Source organism: Paenibacillus jilunlii (assembly GCF_900102965.1).
GTDB lineage: Bacteria > Bacillota > Bacilli > Paenibacillales > Paenibacillaceae > Paenibacillus_AQ > Paenibacillus_AQ jilunlii.
Genome location: NZ_FNGM01000002.1, coordinates 146,250 through 161,285, shown reverse-complemented (window position 1 = coordinate 161,285; position 15,036 = coordinate 146,250). Strand labels below are relative to the sequence as shown.

Genomic DNA, 15,036 nt, shown 5'->3' with positions numbered 1-15,036 from the left:
ATGTCCCGATTACAAGAGATGAATTGTTGTATATGTATGTAACGGGTACTAAAGAGGTATCTCTCGGCCGAGAAACAACTCGTTATCCTATTTTAGAACGGGCCTTACGCTCGGGAGGAGAGAAAAAACGATGAAATTTCACAAGCCAGTCATTGCCCTGGCCAGCCTAGGGCTGCTGTTAGGCTCCGCTTACGGTTCACACGCTGCAGCCGCCGCCAGCCAGTCCACAACGAAGTCTGCGGCCAAAGGTGCGACCGCTGTCCCTGTGGCAAGCACCAAGGAGACCACTAAGAAGATCCAGGCCCAGGTTGATGCGATTCAGCTTCAGAAGAAGAATCCCGGAGAAATATATTATGTGTATGTGAACGATAAAAAGGTTAATCCTGGCGGATTTTCTTATCGGGCATTCGCGTACGGCCTGCCTTTTAATAATTACCAGGAATATGTACAGAAGGCGCAAGTGCTCAAGACCCCTTTCCTGCAACTGGAGCAGGCGCCTGAAGACTTTCAATTCCAAACTGCGTACCTGGGTGTGTATACACCACAGACCTGGTCAATTGAAGGACAGAAGCTGAGCAAGCAGATTGTAGAGGAGGGCAAAGCTTCCGGCAAAACGGTATTTGTCAAAAAAATGACCGACAAACGCTGGAGTATCAACCTGACATACCAGGGCAGTCCCGGCTCGCAGCAGGCTGGGGCATTTCTGTCCATCACTGCCGAGCCTGCCGGGACACCGGACCCCAGTATAGAATACGTCCCATCCCTGGCCGAGCCGGAAAAGCTGTCGGTGGAGGGGCAGGACCTGACTTACAAGGCCGGAGATGCGCTTAAGTATAAGACAGCCAGCTCTCCGGTGATTAATAACAGCCCGGGCGAGCAGCGTCTGGAATGGATAGACTCGGGAACCAAGATAAGCTATACCATCATTGCCACTGGGGGGGAGATCACCAAGGAAGCTCTGGTATCACTCGCAGAGCAGATCATCACCGGGCAATCGTAACCCGCATTATCGAAAAAGAGTTGTTCCGCAGCCGGGAAGGATGCGGGACAACTCTTTTTTTGGAAACCAACGATTGAAACCCTTGAGCTGTTGAACAGGCATACTTCTGTCCGCCAGTTTCAGGACTTAGGCTTTTCTGCTCTGCATGAGCGTATGCACTCCATGATGGAGCAGCTTCTCACCTGCTTAAAGGCACCGCCTGATCAGCACCGGGTCTGGCTTTTGCCTTTTTCCGGCCCAGCAAGTTCGTGCCAATTACCCCTGCTATAATCAGGAACGATCCGATCCAGTGATACACTGTGATCTCTTCCCCGAGAAAGAGGGCTCCGGCTGCAATGGAGACGATGGTCGAGAGATTGGTGAACACACTCATAAGGGAAGCTTCGATTTTGGACAAGATATAGGTTGAGGTCAGGGTAGTAACAAGGGATGCTATGACCCCCAGGTATACAGCGGACAGGATAAAGGTGCCGCTCTTGAGCGGGCTTAGGAAATCGCCGAGAGTTCCGCTGGCCGTATGTCCGGTGAGCGAAATGATCAGGAAGGTGGCGAAGCCAATCCCCATCATCAGGTAGCTGAGCTCAGCGGGGCTGAAATGCCTGGAGAGCGAACGGGCCAGCACACTGTACCCGGCAAAAGCCAGACAGGTCATGAACAACAGCACAATCCCGGTCATATTGGACAGCTGAATGCTGCTCCCTTTCATAACGAAGATAAACACAACGCCGAATACAGACAGGAAAATACATAGCTTTTGCAGCAGAGTCGTCGTCTCCTTCAAGAAAATAGAGGCGATGATCATCGTCACGACCGGAGTAAACGAATACAGTATCCCTCCCTCGGCAGAGGTAGCGTGCTGGAGTCCAAATACCTGAAGGGTGAAGAACCCGAGCGGGTACATTGCAGCCAGCAGCAGCGCCCGGCCAATCGGCTTGCCGCGGTAGGAGACTTTGACCCAGCCGAGAGCGACCGGGACCGACATCACTGCAAACGAGGCGGCGAAGCGGTAGGTTAGTGTATCGAGCGGTCCGGCATGGCCGAGTGCCACTTTGGTGAACAAGAATGAGAATCCGATAATGAACGCATTGAGCACGGCAAAGGCATAAGCCAGCTTGAGTCCTTGTTGCTGCATAGGTACATCCCCCTTTGTGAACATGACAGGATCGTATAAACGTCTTATCTGTTATTTAAAATTAAAGGGAAATCCGCAGCCCAACAATACCTGTTTCCTGATACTGTACCGGTACAGTTTCGTGATTCCTGTATAATGATTGAACAAGAACAATGATAATATGAACACAATCCTGTGATGAAGGCGAGGGGAGGCGTGCTATGAGAAAGTATCATTCGGTCTTATCCGAGATGGAGAAGCGGATCAAGGAGGGACAGTACAGTCCGGGGCAAAAGCTGCCTTCCGTGCGCAGTGCCGCAGAACTCTACGGTTGCAGTGTCAGCACCATTCTGCGGGCTTACGCAGAGTTGGAGAGAACACACGCGATTTATTCGATTCCGCAGAGCGGCTATTACATGGTGGAAAAGACGGAAGAGCCGGGACCTGCCGGGAGCAGCGTGACGGTTGATTTTGCCTCAGCTTCGCCCGATCTGAACGTATTTCCGTATTTGGACTTCCAGCATTGCCTCAACAAAGCGATTGACCGGTACAAGTACCACCTGTTCACCTATGGTGATGCACTGGGACTGGATACGCTGCGGCATACGCTGGTGTCGCATCTGGCGGAGTACCAGGTGTTTGCCAAGGTGGAGCGGATCATCATCACTTCAGGCATCCAGCAGGCACTGGAGATTCTGGCCAGAATGCCATTTCCTAACGGCCGGACGGAGATCCTGGTTGAACAGCCGGGTTATGATATTTATCTCCGGTATCTGGAGGCGGAGGGACTGCCCGTGAGCGGGATCGCCCGTTCGGCAGCCGGGATTGACCTGCGGGAGCTGGAGACGTGGTTCGCAAGCGGCAGATTTAAATTTTTCTATACCATGCCCAGGTATCATAATCCGCTAGGAACCTCTTACAGCACGGAGGAGCGGAAAGCCATTGCCGGACTGGCCGGCAAATACGATGTGTATATCGTAGAGGATGATTACATGGCCGATCTGGGTGCCGAGCAGCGTTTTGACCCTATAGTTGCGTATGACCAGACTTCACATACCGTTTATCTGAAAAGCTTCTCCAAAATCATTTTTCCAGGTCTCAGGCTGGGTGCGGCCGTGGTGCCGGAACCGCTGCTGGAGACCTTCCGGGCGTATAAAGGATACACAGACACCTCATTGTTATCCCAGGCAGCGCTTGAGGTGTACATCAAGAACGGCATGTACGGGCACCATAGGCACAAAATAAAAGCTATGTACGCAGAAAGAATTCAAGCGGTATATGAGGCGCTTGCGCGGCACAATACGGAAGGCTTGATTGAGGTGTCTGCGGCCAGCTCGGGTGTTTACCTGCAATTCAAGCTGCCGGTAACCGTGAATCTGGAGCGTCTGGTCAAGCGGCTGGCGGAGCGGAAGATCAGCGTCGTGTCCGGCAATGGATTCTATATATCCGGTTACCGGAACCGGGAAAAGTTCATGCGCATCAGCATTTCCCGCGCCCGGCTGGATCAGATTGATGAGGGTGTCAGGGCCATTGTCCAGGAGGCGGCACGGGGAAGCGGGTGGTAGAGCGGGTTGTTCCTGTTGTCTGAACACTTTTTTGTGTTCATAATATGCCTATAACAGAAAAAAGAGAGGCGAACCTATTGTGAAACCGAATAACGAAACCCTTGAGCTGTTGAACCGCCACACCTCTGTCCGCCAGTTTCAGGACAAGCCCGTGAGTGAAGAGCAGCTGGCAGCTATTATCGGGGCAGGCCAGATGGCTTCCACTTCAAGCAATGTCCAGGCATATTCGGTCATTGCCGTGACAGAGCCGGATCTGAAAGCGCGGCTGTCCAAGCTGTCCGGCAATCAGGCCTATATTGAACAGTGCCCGGTGTTCCTGGTCTGGTGTGCCGATCTGTACCGGCTGCGGGAGATCAGCGGCCCGCACCTGCAGGGGGCAGCTTCCTATGAGGGGTCCACAGAAAATCTGATCGTGGCTACCGTCGATGTAGCGCTTGCCGCGCAGAATGCGGCGGTTGCGGCGGAATCGCTGGGTCTTGGCATCGTGTATATTGGCGGGGTGCGCAATAATATCGCGGAGCTGTCGGAGCTGCTGGGCCTGCCGGAGCTGGTCTACCCGGTCTTCGGCATGTGCCTCGGTTATCCCGCCGGAGTGAACGGCATCCGTCCGCGTCTTCCGCTTCAGGCTGTGCTTCATCATAACGGCTATCAGGCGGCTGCCTCGGTAGAGCAGGTTAAGGTCTATGATGAGATCACCCGGGATTACATGCGCCAGCGGACCGGGGGGCAGAAGGATACACCGTGGTCCGAGATGATGGCGGGGCGCCTTGCCCAGCCTTCACGCCTGCAGATGAAGGAGTTTTTGCTGCAAAAGGGATTTATGCAGAAATAAGGCCGGATGGGGTAAGCCTTTCTGTCAGCGCTTGGCGTTGGCAGGAAGGCTTTTTTGATGCGCGTAAAGGGGGATCGGCTGCAAAAGTCCAAAAACGAAATTCAGGTGACAATTGTCACCCGAAAAAAATGACAGTCCATACTGATGTCATCTTCCGTTCTTTAATACCATAGAAGTACAGCAAAAACATACGGTGACGGAGGAATCAGACATGAGCCATGTGATTGAAATGAACAGGGTCAGCAAGATCTTTAATGATAAAAAGGCCGTTGACGGCATCAGCTTTACCATCGGCAAAGGCTCCATTACAGCAGTTCTCGGGCCAAACGGCGCAGGCAAAACAACCATGCTGTCGATGCTGCTGGGGCTGCTTACGCCCACGGAAGGCACGGTGAAGGTATTCGGGCTTGCTCCAAAGGATGTGAAGGTGCGCGAACGCTGCGGGGCCATGCTGCAGGAGGTGAGCGTAATGGACAGGCTGAAGGTCCGCGAGATCATCGCTCTGATCCGCAGCTACTATCCGCAGCCGATGGATATGGAGTTTCTGGTCAGGGCGACAGGGCTCGCTCCGGCCGATCTGAACCGCTATGCCGAGAAGTTATCCGGCGGCCAGAAGCGCAGCCTGGCCTTTGCGCTGGCGCTGGCGGGAAATCCGCAGCTGCTGTTCCTGGACGAACCGACGGTTGGCCTGGATACCACGGCCCGGCGGCGCTTCTGGGACACGGTGCGGGAGCTGGCTGCCGGGGGAACAACCATATTGTTCACGACTCATTATCTACAGGAGGCTGAGGAGGTTGCGGACCGGATTCTATTGTTCAGCCAGGGGACACTCGTAGCGGATGGCAGCCCGGAAGACATCAAAGCGAGAATGGTCAAGCAGTCGCTGTCCTTCCTGCCGTCCGGAGATGCGGCAGCTCTGCGCGGACAGCTGCTTAAGCTGGCGCCCGTTATAGACTGCTATGACAAGGACGGCCGTATCCATGTGGTAACAGAAAATACGGACGAGGCGCTCCGGGCGATTTTTACAGGCGGACTTGCCGTGAGGAATGTGCGTATTCACCAGGGAAGCTTGGATGAGGCGTTCGAACAGTTGACCCACAACCACGAGGAGGATATGAAACGATGAGAATTGTTGCTATGCAGTGCAAAGCAGAAATGCTGCGGATATTCCGCAATCCCTATTATGTATTCTGGTCTTTATTAATGCCGATCCTGTTCTATTTCATCTTCACCAGAGTGGTGAATACAGGGGCGGATGATGTATCAGAGTGGCAGGCGCATTACCTGATGTCCATGGCCGCATTCAGTGTAATGGGGTCCGCTATCATGACGCTGGGCATCCGGCTGGTCCAGGAACGGACACAGGGCTGGAACACATTTATCCGCATTACTCCGCTGCCGTCTCCCGTCTATTTTGCCGGTAAAATGTTCGGCCAGACCCTTATGCATCTATTTTCGGTGATCTGCATTTTTGCCGCGGGATATCTGATTAACGGTGTATCGCTGACTGCCGGACAATGGGTGCTGAGCGGATTGTGGATTCTGGCCGGCTCGCTGCCTTTTCTCGCGCTTGGTACACTGGTGGGCTTCATGAAACGGGTCGATACGGCGAGCGGTGTCAGCAACGTGCTCTATATGGGGCTGGCGGTTGCCGGAGGCATGTGGATGCCGCTGGAGATTCTGCCAAAGGTAATGCAGCAGATCGGCCATTGGCTGCCTTCCTATAATTACGGGGAGGGGGCTTGGGAAATTGTTGGCGGGGGTTATCCGCAATGGAGCAATATCCTGATTTTACTCGGATACTTGGCTGCCTTTATGTTACTATCGGTCTATATCCGAAAAAAACAGGAAGCGGTGTAATCTACTATGGCGCGCAGGCAGTTCCGGTTGTTTCCGCAAAGATTCGGCTTTTTCCCTTATATGTGGCTCCTATACTTATTGTTTCCGGTCATCAATCTGCAAGAGGAGCATGGAATCAAGCTGGTGCTTGGCGCAGCGATGCTGGCCCTGTTCGCCGTGACCTACCGGCAGCTTTATTGGGCCACCGGCAGAGCTTTTACCCTGTGGCTGGCTGTGCAGATGCTGATTATTATAATTCTAAGTGCAGCCTATACGCCTTACGATCTGTTTATGGGCTTCTTTACCTCGAATTTCATCGGCTGGTACACAGGAGAGAAGCATTTTAAAATGGCTTATGCTGTATTCGCGGCCATGGTGCTTGTCCCGCTGATCACGGCTACTTGGGGAATGGCTGTAGGGGATTTGCTGTTCTTGTACCCGTTCATGATTATTATGCTGGTCTCCCCGTTTGGCATACGTTCACTGCACCGCAAAAGAATGCTGGAAAAGGAGCTGGACCAGGCCAACGAAGTCATCAAGGAGCTGGTTAAACGCGAGGAGCGGATGCGGATTGCCCGGGACCTGCACGATACGCTGGGGCACACGCTGTCGCTGATTACCCTCAAGAGCCAGCTGGTGGAAAAGCTTGCGGCCAAGGATACCGGCCGTACGCAGGCCGAAGCCAGGGAGATCCAGCGGATTTCACGTGCGGCGCTGCGCCAGGTCCGTGAGCTGGTGTCGGAGATGCGGGCCGTATCCGTAGCTGAAGAGCTGGCGGAAGTGGGGGAAATGCTGCGTACAGCGGATATAGCCATGGAAATCGAGGGCGATGCCCAGCTTGAGGGCGTATCAGACCTTACTCAGAATATTCTAAGTCTCTGCATCAAGGAGGCTGTGACCAACATTGTGAAGCATAGCGGGGCGGACCGGTGCCGCATTGCCCTTGCGATGACAGAGGGAGAGGTGCAGATTTCCATTGAGGATAACGGAGTTGGACTGCACCCGCAGGAGCAGGAAGGCCATGTGCGGGACGAAGGCAACGGGATGAAAGGGATGGCCGAGCGGCTGTCATTGATTGACGGTTCTTTGAAGCTGAGTTCAGGCGAAAAGAGGGGGACGGTCCTGACTGTTGCCATCCCGAGAGTCGTCAAGGAAAGAAAGGATGGAGTGACCGCATGATACGCATCGTGATTGCCGAGGATCAGCGTCTGCTGCGCGGGGCCATGGCTTCGCTGCTGGATCTGGAGGATGATATTGAAGTGGCAGGAGAGGCCGGAGACGGGGCAGAGGCGCTTGCTGTCATTGAACGGCTTCAACCGGATGTATGCCTGATGGACATAGAAATGCCCTATAAAAGCGGACTGGAGGTAGCGGAAACCTTGAAGGCTAAAGGCAGCCCCACCAAAATCATTATCCTGACCACCTTTGCCCGTCCGGGCTATTTGGAGCGCGGCGTGAAGGCCGGGATTCAAGGGTATCTGCTGAAGGACGAGCCGGTAGACAAGCTGGCGGATGCGATCCGCCGGGTGATGGACGGCCACCGGGAAGTGTCTCCCGAGCTTGTCTTCGGCAGCCTGCGGGAAGAAAACCCGCTGTCTGACCGGGAGCGGGAGATCCTGAAGCTGGCCGGCGGCGGCCAGAGTGCCGGGGAAATCGCAGCTGCACTGCACCTCTCCTATGGTACCGTCCGCAACTACATATCCGAGATTCTGAACAAACTGGAAGTGAAGAGCCGCATTGAAGCCGTGCGGCTGGCGGAGGAGAAGGGCTGGATCTAGGGGAGTGCGCAGTGGAAAGCCGGAAACCCGGAAAGTAAAGAAGCCGGACGCCAGGAAAGTTGGGAGTCAGAAAGTCGGAAAGTGTGGAACTCGGAAGGCAGTAAAGGTGGGAGTCGAAAGTCGGAAGTGTGAAGGCCCGAAATCGGCGGGGGAGTAGGAGAAAAGTGAATGTGGGAGAAGTTAGTTGGAATTTGTACACTTAAATAGCTGGAATTTGCGTGTTTTTAGGATTTAGTGGGATTTTCTCCACCTAATTCAGGCTATTAACCATCGAGTGGGCCTCAAGAGCCGAATTAGTTATACTATTTCCCACTAATGATCAGCTATGCTTGTTATATGCAGATTTAAGTATACTTTTTCCCACTAAATGCTAAACCGGCATAGAAAAACAGGCCCGGCTACCCCGATAATAAAGGGCAAGCGGGCCTGTTTATTGCAGCTGCGCCTAGACAGCTGGAATTTTAAAACTGCTCGAACCGCAAACTGCAATGGCAACAGGCTTACTTGGCAGCCTTGGCCTGCTCCTCGCGCATCCATTGTGACAACTGGCGCTTCAACTGGAGGAATTCGGGGGATTCCGTAATTTCCTCGCGGCGCGGACGCGGGAAGGGAACCTCGACGGTATGCAGGACGGAGCCGGGACGTCCGGAGAAGACGTAGATGCGGCTGGAGAGGAGCAGCGCCTCCTCGATATTGTGGGTAATGAACAGCACGGAGCGGCGGTTTTCCTCCCACAGCTCCAGCAGCCAGCGCTGCATTTCGCTGCGCGTCAGCGCATCCAACGCGCTGAACGGCTCGTCCAGCAGCATCAGCTCCTGCGGTGCAAGCAGCGCCCGCAGAAAGGCGGCCCGCTGCTGCATGCCGCCTGACAGCATATGCGGGTAGGCGCGTTCGAACCCGCCAAGGCCGACCTTGTCCAGCCAGTGGCGGGCGGCCGCCCGCGCTTCAGCCCGCGGCCCGCCCTTCAGCTCACCCGCGAGCAGGACGTTGTCTTCGATGGTCCGCCACGGGAACAGCGCGGGCTGCTGGGGCATATAGCTGATCTCGCCCCTCTGTCCGGTGACCGGCTTGCCGTTCATGCTTATGGTTCCGGCATCGGGCTGCTCCAGGCCGCCGATAATGTGGAACAGGGTGCTTTTGCCGCAGCCGGAGGGGCCGACGATGGAGACGAATTCCTGCGGCTCCACCTTGAGTGAGACATGATCCAGCACCAGGGTTTCACGGCGGCGGTGGAAGAAAGCTTTAGTTACGCTGTTCACTTCCAGCGCGGGCGGCACTCCGGCTATCCGAGCCGCCCCAGCCTGCTCAGCCTCAGTCCGTCCACCGCCGGGTCCGGCCATGCGAGTCGTACCAGCCTGCTCAGCATCGGCCTGCTCAGCCTCAGCCTGCCCCCCGCCGGTCCAGCCACGGCTGCCGTCAGGACTTGAGCCTACGGCTCCTTCGTGCTTGGCATCCGTAATACGAGTCATGATTGTCCACCCCTTTCCAGAGAGCCTAAATCGTTCAATCTTTAGCGTCTGTAACGTAATGCCCAGCCTGTATCAAGAGGTCTTGCGCGGCTTCCAGCGGACCAGCCACTTCTCCAGCAGTGCGATCAGGGCGAACAGCACCAGACTAAGAAGCACAATAATTACAATGGCGACGAACATCCGGTCTGTGCGGTAGGAGGCCTTCTGCAGCAGCATGTAGTAGCCGATGCCCTTGTCGGCGCCGATCCACTCCGCGACCACCGCGCCCATGACCGCGTAGGTTGCGGAGATTTTCAGGCCCGAGAACAGGGAGGGCAGGGAGCCGGGCAGCTCCAGCTTGGTGAAGATCTGCCATTTGTCGGCCCCGGCCATTTTCATATAATTCATCATGATCCGGTCGCTTTGGGCCAGCCCGCCCATGGCGGCGACGGCAACCGGGAAGAAGCAGACGAGTGTAATGAGGACGATTTTGGGCAGCAGCCCGAACCCGAACCAGACGATCAGCAGCGGCCCGAGGGCAATCGAAGGCACATTCTGGCTGAGAATCAGCAGCGGATACAGCGCTCTTTTCAGCCAGGGCACTAAATGCAGCAGCAGAGCTACAATAAGGCCTACCCCTGTGCCGACAGGGAAGCCGATCAGGGTCAGCCGCAGCGTAGCCGCCGTATGCGCCCATATGCCCGAAGCATTGCCCCGGGATTCACGGGCGATATCACCGGGGCTTGGCAGCATCCAGGAAGGCACATGAAACACGGAAACCGCCAATTGCCAGGCCCCCAGAAAAAAGATGACCGCCACAAGGGGCGGCCAGATTTGGTTCCAGTACGATCTCACGGCCGGTATTTTTCCGTCAGCTTGTCCATGCTGATTCCGGTAGGGTTATGGGCGATCTTGATCTGTGAGATGACGCTGGGGCTGCCGGATGCGATCAGTGCCTCATGCATTTGGCGCACCACTTCAAGCAGTTCGTTCAGTTCACCTTCCATTGTGGTTTCGAGCGGGTTCACCTGGTGTTTGACACCGGATTGCTGAATCACCTCAATGGCCTTGTCTACATAAGGAATGGAATCCTCGTTGTCCGGAGTTTTAGGGATGACTTGAATGCTGAGCAGGGTATTGGCCATGTCAATCAGATCCTTTCAGGTTTGGTATCGTAGGGTTTGCACACAATTACTGGCCTTGCGGCAAATAATCATTGGTGAACGCCGAAGCGGCATCCAGCGGTTTGTCCAGCAGCTTCAGGCCGTACATCCAGTCGGCGTAATTTTTCCAGACCTCTGCTTTTTGCTCTCCCCAACGGGCGGCATCGTCCTTATATTTCGGGCTCAGCCATTTCTGGCTGGCGAGGACCAGCTTGGGATCAAGATCCGGCACAGCCTTGGAGAGGATAGCAGCAGCTTCTTCCGGCTTGTCGATCGCATATTGATAGCCTTTGGTTGTAGCCGCAAGGAAAGCCTTCACCAGTTCCGGATGCTCGGCAATTTCCTTTTCGCTGGTGGTCAGAACCGGTGTGTAGTAATCCAGCTGCGGCGCGTAATCCTTCAGATACAGCATGTCAACCGGCTCGCCGCGCAGCTCGGCTTCGATACCGGTCCATGCATAGAAAATCCACGCAAAATCGATGTCGCGTTTCACGGCAGTGAAGAAATCGGCTTCTCCGATATTGACCAGCTTCACCTTTTTGACATCGCCGCCTTCAGGGTCCATGATCGCTTTCATGGCTGCTTCTTCAGCCGGAGAGCCCCAGCCGCCGTAGGTTTTGCCTTCGAAATCTTTGGGCGTCTTGATCTTGCGGTCTTTCGGAGCGGCAAACCCCGAGGTATTATGCTGGATGATTGCAGCGATCGAGACGAGCGGCACATCCTGCAGCCGGGCCAGTGTGAGCGCCTCCTGGGCACTGATGCCAAAAGCGGCTTCACCTGAGGTGACCATCGTGTCGGCTCCGGCTGCACCTGGCTGCACAATTTCTACATCGAGGCCTTCCTCCGCATAATATCCCAGCTCCTTGGCTGCATAGAGACCGGTATGGTTGGTATTCGGCGTCCAGTCCAGAGCGACCTTTATTTTGGTCAGCTCTTTTGGAGCGTCCGTTGCTGAGGCGGCGGTGCTGTCTCCGGATGGAGCAGCGCTATTCCCCCCGGAATTTGCTTTATTGCTGCCGCAGCCAGCCATGACGAGGACCAGCATGCAGCAGATGCAGAACATTAGTGTTTTTTTGACTCCCATTTCTTTCTTCTCTCCTTCCAGCTCTCCCCAGTCTTCCAAATTCTGATGATGTCCATACCAAAAAAAAGCGCCCCGGAGACCGGGACGCTGCAGTTGCGTTAGGTGACCGCTTAGGCCAAATGGGCTGAGTAGCGGGTAATGGATTCCTACGCTGGCATTATCCAGATCAGGTATAAGGGTCAGTATCTTTGCGGGATACACTCTCAGCCGGCCAATTCCAGCCCCCCTGGTACTATGAAGTTATGGGTATTGCTGTGTTCTTACGGTGTATTATAGCTGTCGCCTGCAGGGTTGTCCAGTAGCCATCTGCCAAAATGGCGGCAATCTGCCAACAACGTCCAGGCCCGCCGGGGTAACCTGGCCTTATGTTATAATACGGACAAGGCTCTACAATTCCGTTTCAGAAAAAGGAGTGACCCTATGTTGGCTGACCAGCAAAATGCCGGGGAACGGCTGAAGGTGCTAGCGGAGCAGTTGGCGGAAGAAGTCACTTTACGTCAGTATGAGCGGCAGCCCGAGCTGCGGCAAAGATTCGGCCCTTCGGGAATCGCAAGAACCAGGCAGGATTCTCTCTATCATTTCCGGTATCTGGCCCAAAGTGTGGCGCTGGATAGCCCGCTTTTGTTCATAAATTATATTATCTGGCTGAAGGTGCTGCTCGCCCAGTATAAGATTACGGCTGAGGATCTGCAGATTAATTTGGATCTGATGAAGGATGCTATTAGCTCTCAGGTGGAACCGCCGGAGAAAGAGCTGATTTTAAGCTATCTCGACATGGGGATTTACCACTCGCGCGGAGAGGATAGCCTGCCTACCTTTCTTCAGCCGGAAAAGCCCTATTTCCGCGAGGCAAAGGAGTACCTGGAGCTGCTTCTGGCCGGTGAACGCCGTAAGGCTTCGGAGTTCGTGCTGGGGCTGCATGAGGACGGTGTGCCTATCCGTGATCTTTATCTGCATCTTTTTCAGAACAGCCAGTATGAGATTGGCCGTCTATGGCAGCTTGGCCGCATCACTGTAGCCCAGGAGCATTACTGTACAGCTTGTACCCAGAGTATTATCTCCCAGCTCTACCCGCGTTGGATTCAGGCAGCACAGAAAAGCAAAAAAACGCTGGTAGCGGTCGGTGTGGGCGAGGAGCTGCATGAAATCGGACTGCGGATGCTCGCTGATTTTTTCGAAATGGAGGGCTGGAACACCTGCTATCTGGGCTCCAATATGCCCGCAGAGGGACTGATCCGCTATTTAAAAGAACAGCCTGCCGATCTCCTGGCCGTTTCGATTACCATGACTTATCATGTGTCGGAGGTTCAGCGTTTGATTGCCTCGATCCGCACGCATGCCGGGCTGGACCGCATGAAAATTCTAGTCGGCGGAATGCCGTTTAATATTGACCGAGCATTATGGAAAAAGGTTGGAGCCGACGGCTATGCCCCGGACGCCAATGGGGCGCTGGAAGTGGCGGCACAGCTGATTCCCCGGAACTAGCACCCAGAGAACTTACACAAAAGGCGGGATATAGAAATGGCCGACCACGAGCAGGAAGTCCGGAAACTGAGGGAAACAATTGAGCAGCTCTCGCATCAAGTGATCCAGGGACAGCATAGAGAAGAACAGACCCTCGCGGAATTCTCCGCGATGAATAATGAATTAATTACGATGCACCGGCTGCTTGCCAAGAACAGTGCGGGCCTTAAGGAGATGAAGGAGGAGGCGGAAGAGGCCAACCGCGCGAAAAGCCTGTTTCTGGCTACAATCAGCCATGAAATCCGCACGCCGATGAACGGCATTCTGGGAATGACCGAACTTCTGGAGGCTGAAGGGGCGACGGACGGGCAGCGGGCCCATCTGGAAGTCATCCGGGAATCCGCACAATACCTGCTGCAGATGATCAACAACCTGCTGGATATTTCGAAGATCGAAGCCAGCAGAATGGAACTGGAGAAAACACCGCTCAACCTGCGTGATCTGCTTGAGCATGTGGCCAGGCTGCTCTCCACGGCTGCCGCGAAGCGCGGGAATGTTCTGAAATGGCAGATTGCGGACAGAGTAGACCATACTCTAAGCGGGGATTCGTCGAAAATTCTTCAGGTCCTCATCAATCTGGTGGGAAATGGACTAAAGTTCACACAGAACGGCGAAGTGGAAATGATTGTAAGCCTGCTTCGAGAGGATGCGGCCCGGCAGCACCTGTGCTTCGAGGTCAGGGATGAGGGCATCGGCATCTCACTGCAGGATCAGGCTGCGCTGTTCCGGCCCTATTCACAGATCAGCAGCGAGTTGGCGATGGCAGGGGAAGGCACGGGGCTTGGCTTGTCTATATGCAAGTCCATGGTGGAGCTGATGGGCGGAACGATTACAGTGGACAGCGCCCCCGGCCGGGGCTCTACCTTCCGGTTTGAGATTGCGCTGGATAAAACGCTAAGTCTGAAGGAATCATCTCCCGAGGGTGAAGCGGTATTGCCGGAGCCCCGTTTCAGCACCCAGCCGGTGCTGGTTGCAGAAGACAACGGCCTCAACAGCACCCTCTTGCTGCTGCAGCTGAAGAAGCTGGGCATTATGGATGTGCGGCTGGTCAGCAGCGGCAAGGAGGCTATCGAAGCTTGGCAGCAGGGAGAGTACGGGCTTATTCTGATGGACAGCGGGCTTCCCGGCATGAATGGAGGGGAAGCGGTCCGTAGAATCCGCCAGCTGGAGTCTTCCGGGACAAGGCCCAGAATTCCCATCATCGGGGTGACCGGGGATGGATCGGAGGAGAGCCGGGCACAGTTTTTCCAGGCAGGTCTGGATGACTGGGCGGTTAAGCCATTGAACCTGGAGCGGCTGAGGCAGCTGCTGGACAGATGGTTCAGCCCCGAGGCTTACATCCCGGTGCTGGATGAGGATATGATTTCCGGTATCCGGGAAATGGACGGGGAAGAGGCGCCGCAGCTGCTCCAGGCGCTGGTGGAGATGTTCAAGAATGACACGCCGCTCCGGCTGGCGGCCCTGGAGGCAGCATTTGCTGCAAGGGACCTTCCTGAGATGGCGGCCGCGGCCCACGGACTCAAATCAGGCAGCCTGAGCATTGGAGCGCAGTACTTCGCCCATTTGTGCGCGGCGGTTGAGCGCCATGCCAGAGAGGGTGAATATGAACCGGCTGCACTGGTGCTGCCGAAGCTTGCCCCTGCATATGCGGAAGCGTGCCGGGAACTGGAGAGCCTGCTGTAGTTTTGGCGG

The 15,036-nt window shown here is 55.2% G+C and carries 14 protein-coding genes and 1 riboswitch; of the genes, 9 read left to right on the top strand and 5 right to left on the bottom strand.

All coding sequences use genetic code 11. The features are described 5' to 3' along the window. Positions 1–130: 130 nt before the first annotated feature. Positions 131–1,000 (top strand): hypothetical protein, encoded by an 870-nt coding sequence (locus BLQ82_RS05540; RefSeq protein WP_062525066.1) that lies wholly within the window; start codon positions 131–133, stop codon positions 998–1,000. Between the two features lie 178 nt (positions 1,001–1,178). On the opposite strand, the gene BLQ82_RS05535 is transcribed toward BLQ82_RS05540, so the two are convergent. Beyond that, the gene (locus tag BLQ82_RS05535; protein ID WP_060862960.1) at positions 1,179–2,132 is read right to left on the bottom strand and encodes a DMT family transporter; all 954 of its coding nucleotides are present in this window, start codon (positions 2,130–2,132) and stop codon (positions 1,179–1,181) included. Positions 2,133–2,332: 200 nt separating this feature from the next. Here BLQ82_RS05535 and BLQ82_RS05530 point away from each other — a divergent pair, with 200 nt between their 5' ends. From BLQ82_RS05530 to BLQ82_RS05505, 6 genes are all read left to right on the top strand, one after another. Beyond that, positions 2,333–3,676 carry an aminotransferase-like domain-containing protein gene (locus BLQ82_RS05530; RefSeq protein WP_062525067.1) on the top strand — a complete coding sequence of 448 codons (1,344 nt, stop codon included), beginning with the start codon at positions 2,333–2,335 and terminating at the stop codon, positions 3,674–3,676. 79 nt (positions 3,677–3,755) lie between these two features. Then, positions 3,756–4,508: an oxygen-insensitive NADPH nitroreductase gene (gene nfsA / locus BLQ82_RS05525; protein WP_062525070.1), complete on the top strand. Its 753-nt coding sequence runs from the start codon at positions 3,756–3,758 to the stop codon at positions 4,506–4,508. A 211-nt stretch (positions 4,509–4,719) separates the two neighbouring features. After that, positions 4,720–5,634, top strand: a complete 915-nt coding sequence (locus tag BLQ82_RS05520; protein WP_062525071.1) for an ABC transporter ATP-binding protein — start codon at positions 4,720–4,722, stop codon at positions 5,632–5,634. After that, positions 5,631–6,368 carry an ABC transporter permease gene (locus tag BLQ82_RS05515; RefSeq protein WP_062525073.1) on the top strand — a complete coding sequence of 246 codons (738 nt, stop codon included), beginning with the start codon at positions 5,631–5,633 and terminating at the stop codon, positions 6,366–6,368. The genes BLQ82_RS05520 and BLQ82_RS05515 overlap by 4 nt, the downstream gene beginning before the upstream one ends. Before the next feature lie 6 nt (positions 6,369–6,374). Beyond that, the gene (locus BLQ82_RS05510; RefSeq protein ID WP_062525076.1) at positions 6,375–7,526 is read left to right on the top strand and encodes a sensor histidine kinase; all 1,152 of its coding nucleotides are present in this window, start codon (positions 6,375–6,377) and stop codon (positions 7,524–7,526) included. After that, on the top strand, positions 7,523–8,125 hold the full coding sequence (locus BLQ82_RS05505) for a response regulator transcription factor (RefSeq protein WP_062525079.1): 603 nt from the start codon (positions 7,523–7,525) through the stop codon (positions 8,123–8,125). The genes BLQ82_RS05510 and BLQ82_RS05505 overlap by 4 nt, the downstream gene beginning before the upstream one ends. Positions 8,126–8,625: 500 nt before the next feature. Here the strand turns inward: BLQ82_RS05505 and BLQ82_RS05500 are convergent, their stop codons facing one another. The 4 genes from BLQ82_RS05500 to BLQ82_RS05485 form a co-directional block, all read right to left on the bottom strand. After that, entirely contained in the window at positions 8,626–9,465 is an 840-nt protein-coding gene (locus tag BLQ82_RS05500; RefSeq protein WP_074647958.1) for an ABC transporter ATP-binding protein, read from the bottom strand. Positions 9,466–9,666: 201 nt separating this feature from the next. Continuing rightward, positions 9,667–10,428: an ABC transporter permease gene (locus BLQ82_RS05495; RefSeq protein ID WP_062525080.1), complete on the bottom strand. Its 762-nt coding sequence runs from the start codon at positions 10,426–10,428 to the stop codon at positions 9,667–9,669. Next, entirely contained in the window at positions 10,425–10,718 is a 294-nt protein-coding gene (locus BLQ82_RS05490) for a thiamine-binding protein (protein WP_062525083.1), read from the bottom strand. The genes BLQ82_RS05495 and BLQ82_RS05490 overlap by 4 nt, the downstream gene beginning before the upstream one ends. Positions 10,719–10,764: 46 nt before the next feature. Then, positions 10,765–11,820 (bottom strand): ABC transporter substrate-binding protein, encoded by a 1,056-nt coding sequence (locus BLQ82_RS05485; RefSeq protein WP_062525085.1) that lies wholly within the window; start codon positions 11,818–11,820, stop codon positions 10,765–10,767. Positions 11,821–11,946: 126 nt separating this feature from the next. Then, a riboswitch (TPP riboswitch) is annotated at positions 11,947–12,058 on the bottom strand. A 182-nt stretch (positions 12,059–12,240) separates the two neighbouring features. On the opposite strand from BLQ82_RS05485, the gene BLQ82_RS05480 reads away from it, so the two are divergent. Together BLQ82_RS05480 and BLQ82_RS05475 are read left to right on the top strand one after the other, a co-directional pair. After that, positions 12,241–13,305, top strand: coding sequence for a cobalamin-dependent protein (locus BLQ82_RS05480; protein ID WP_062525087.1), 1,065 nt, complete (start codon positions 12,241–12,243; stop codon positions 13,303–13,305). A 36-nt stretch (positions 13,306–13,341) separates the two neighbouring features. Then, the gene (locus BLQ82_RS05475; RefSeq protein WP_074647900.1) at positions 13,342–15,027 is read left to right on the top strand and encodes an ATP-binding protein; all 1,686 of its coding nucleotides are present in this window, start codon (positions 13,342–13,344) and stop codon (positions 15,025–15,027) included. Positions 15,028–15,036 lie beyond the last annotated feature (9 nt).

Excerpts from the sequence above, each read along its gene's own strand:
- BLQ82_RS05540 (WP_062525066.1), top strand. The coding sequence starts at position 131 with ATGAAATTTCACAAGCCAGTCATTGCCCTGGCCAGCCTAGGGCTGCTG.
- BLQ82_RS05535 (WP_060862960.1), bottom strand. The coding sequence starts at position 2,132 with ATGCAGCAACAAGGACTCAAGCTGGCTTATGCCTTTGCCGTGCTCAAT.
- BLQ82_RS05530 (WP_062525067.1), top strand. The coding sequence starts at position 2,333 with ATGAGAAAGTATCATTCGGTCTTATCCGAGATGGAGAAGCGGATCAAG.
- BLQ82_RS05520 (WP_062525071.1), top strand. The coding sequence starts at position 4,720 with ATGAGCCATGTGATTGAAATGAACAGGGTCAGCAAGATCTTTAATGAT.
- BLQ82_RS05515 (WP_062525073.1), top strand. The coding sequence starts at position 5,631 with ATGAGAATTGTTGCTATGCAGTGCAAAGCAGAAATGCTGCGGATATTC.
- BLQ82_RS05510 (WP_062525076.1), top strand. The coding sequence starts at position 6,375 with ATGGCGCGCAGGCAGTTCCGGTTGTTTCCGCAAAGATTCGGCTTTTTC.
- BLQ82_RS05505 (WP_062525079.1), top strand. The coding sequence starts at position 7,523 with ATGATACGCATCGTGATTGCCGAGGATCAGCGTCTGCTGCGCGGGGCC.
- BLQ82_RS05500 (WP_074647958.1), bottom strand. The coding sequence starts at position 9,465 with ATGGCCGGACCCGGCGGTGGACGGACTGAGGCTGAGCAGGCTGGGGCG.
- BLQ82_RS05490 (WP_062525083.1), bottom strand. The coding sequence starts at position 10,718 with ATGGCCAATACCCTGCTCAGCATTCAAGTCATCCCTAAAACTCCGGAC.
- BLQ82_RS05485 (WP_062525085.1), bottom strand. The coding sequence starts at position 11,820 with ATGGGAGTCAAAAAAACACTAATGTTCTGCATCTGCTGCATGCTGGTC.
- BLQ82_RS05480 (WP_062525087.1), top strand. The coding sequence starts at position 12,241 with ATGTTGGCTGACCAGCAAAATGCCGGGGAACGGCTGAAGGTGCTAGCG.
- BLQ82_RS05475 (WP_074647900.1), top strand. The coding sequence starts at position 13,342 with ATGGCCGACCACGAGCAGGAAGTCCGGAAACTGAGGGAAACAATTGAG.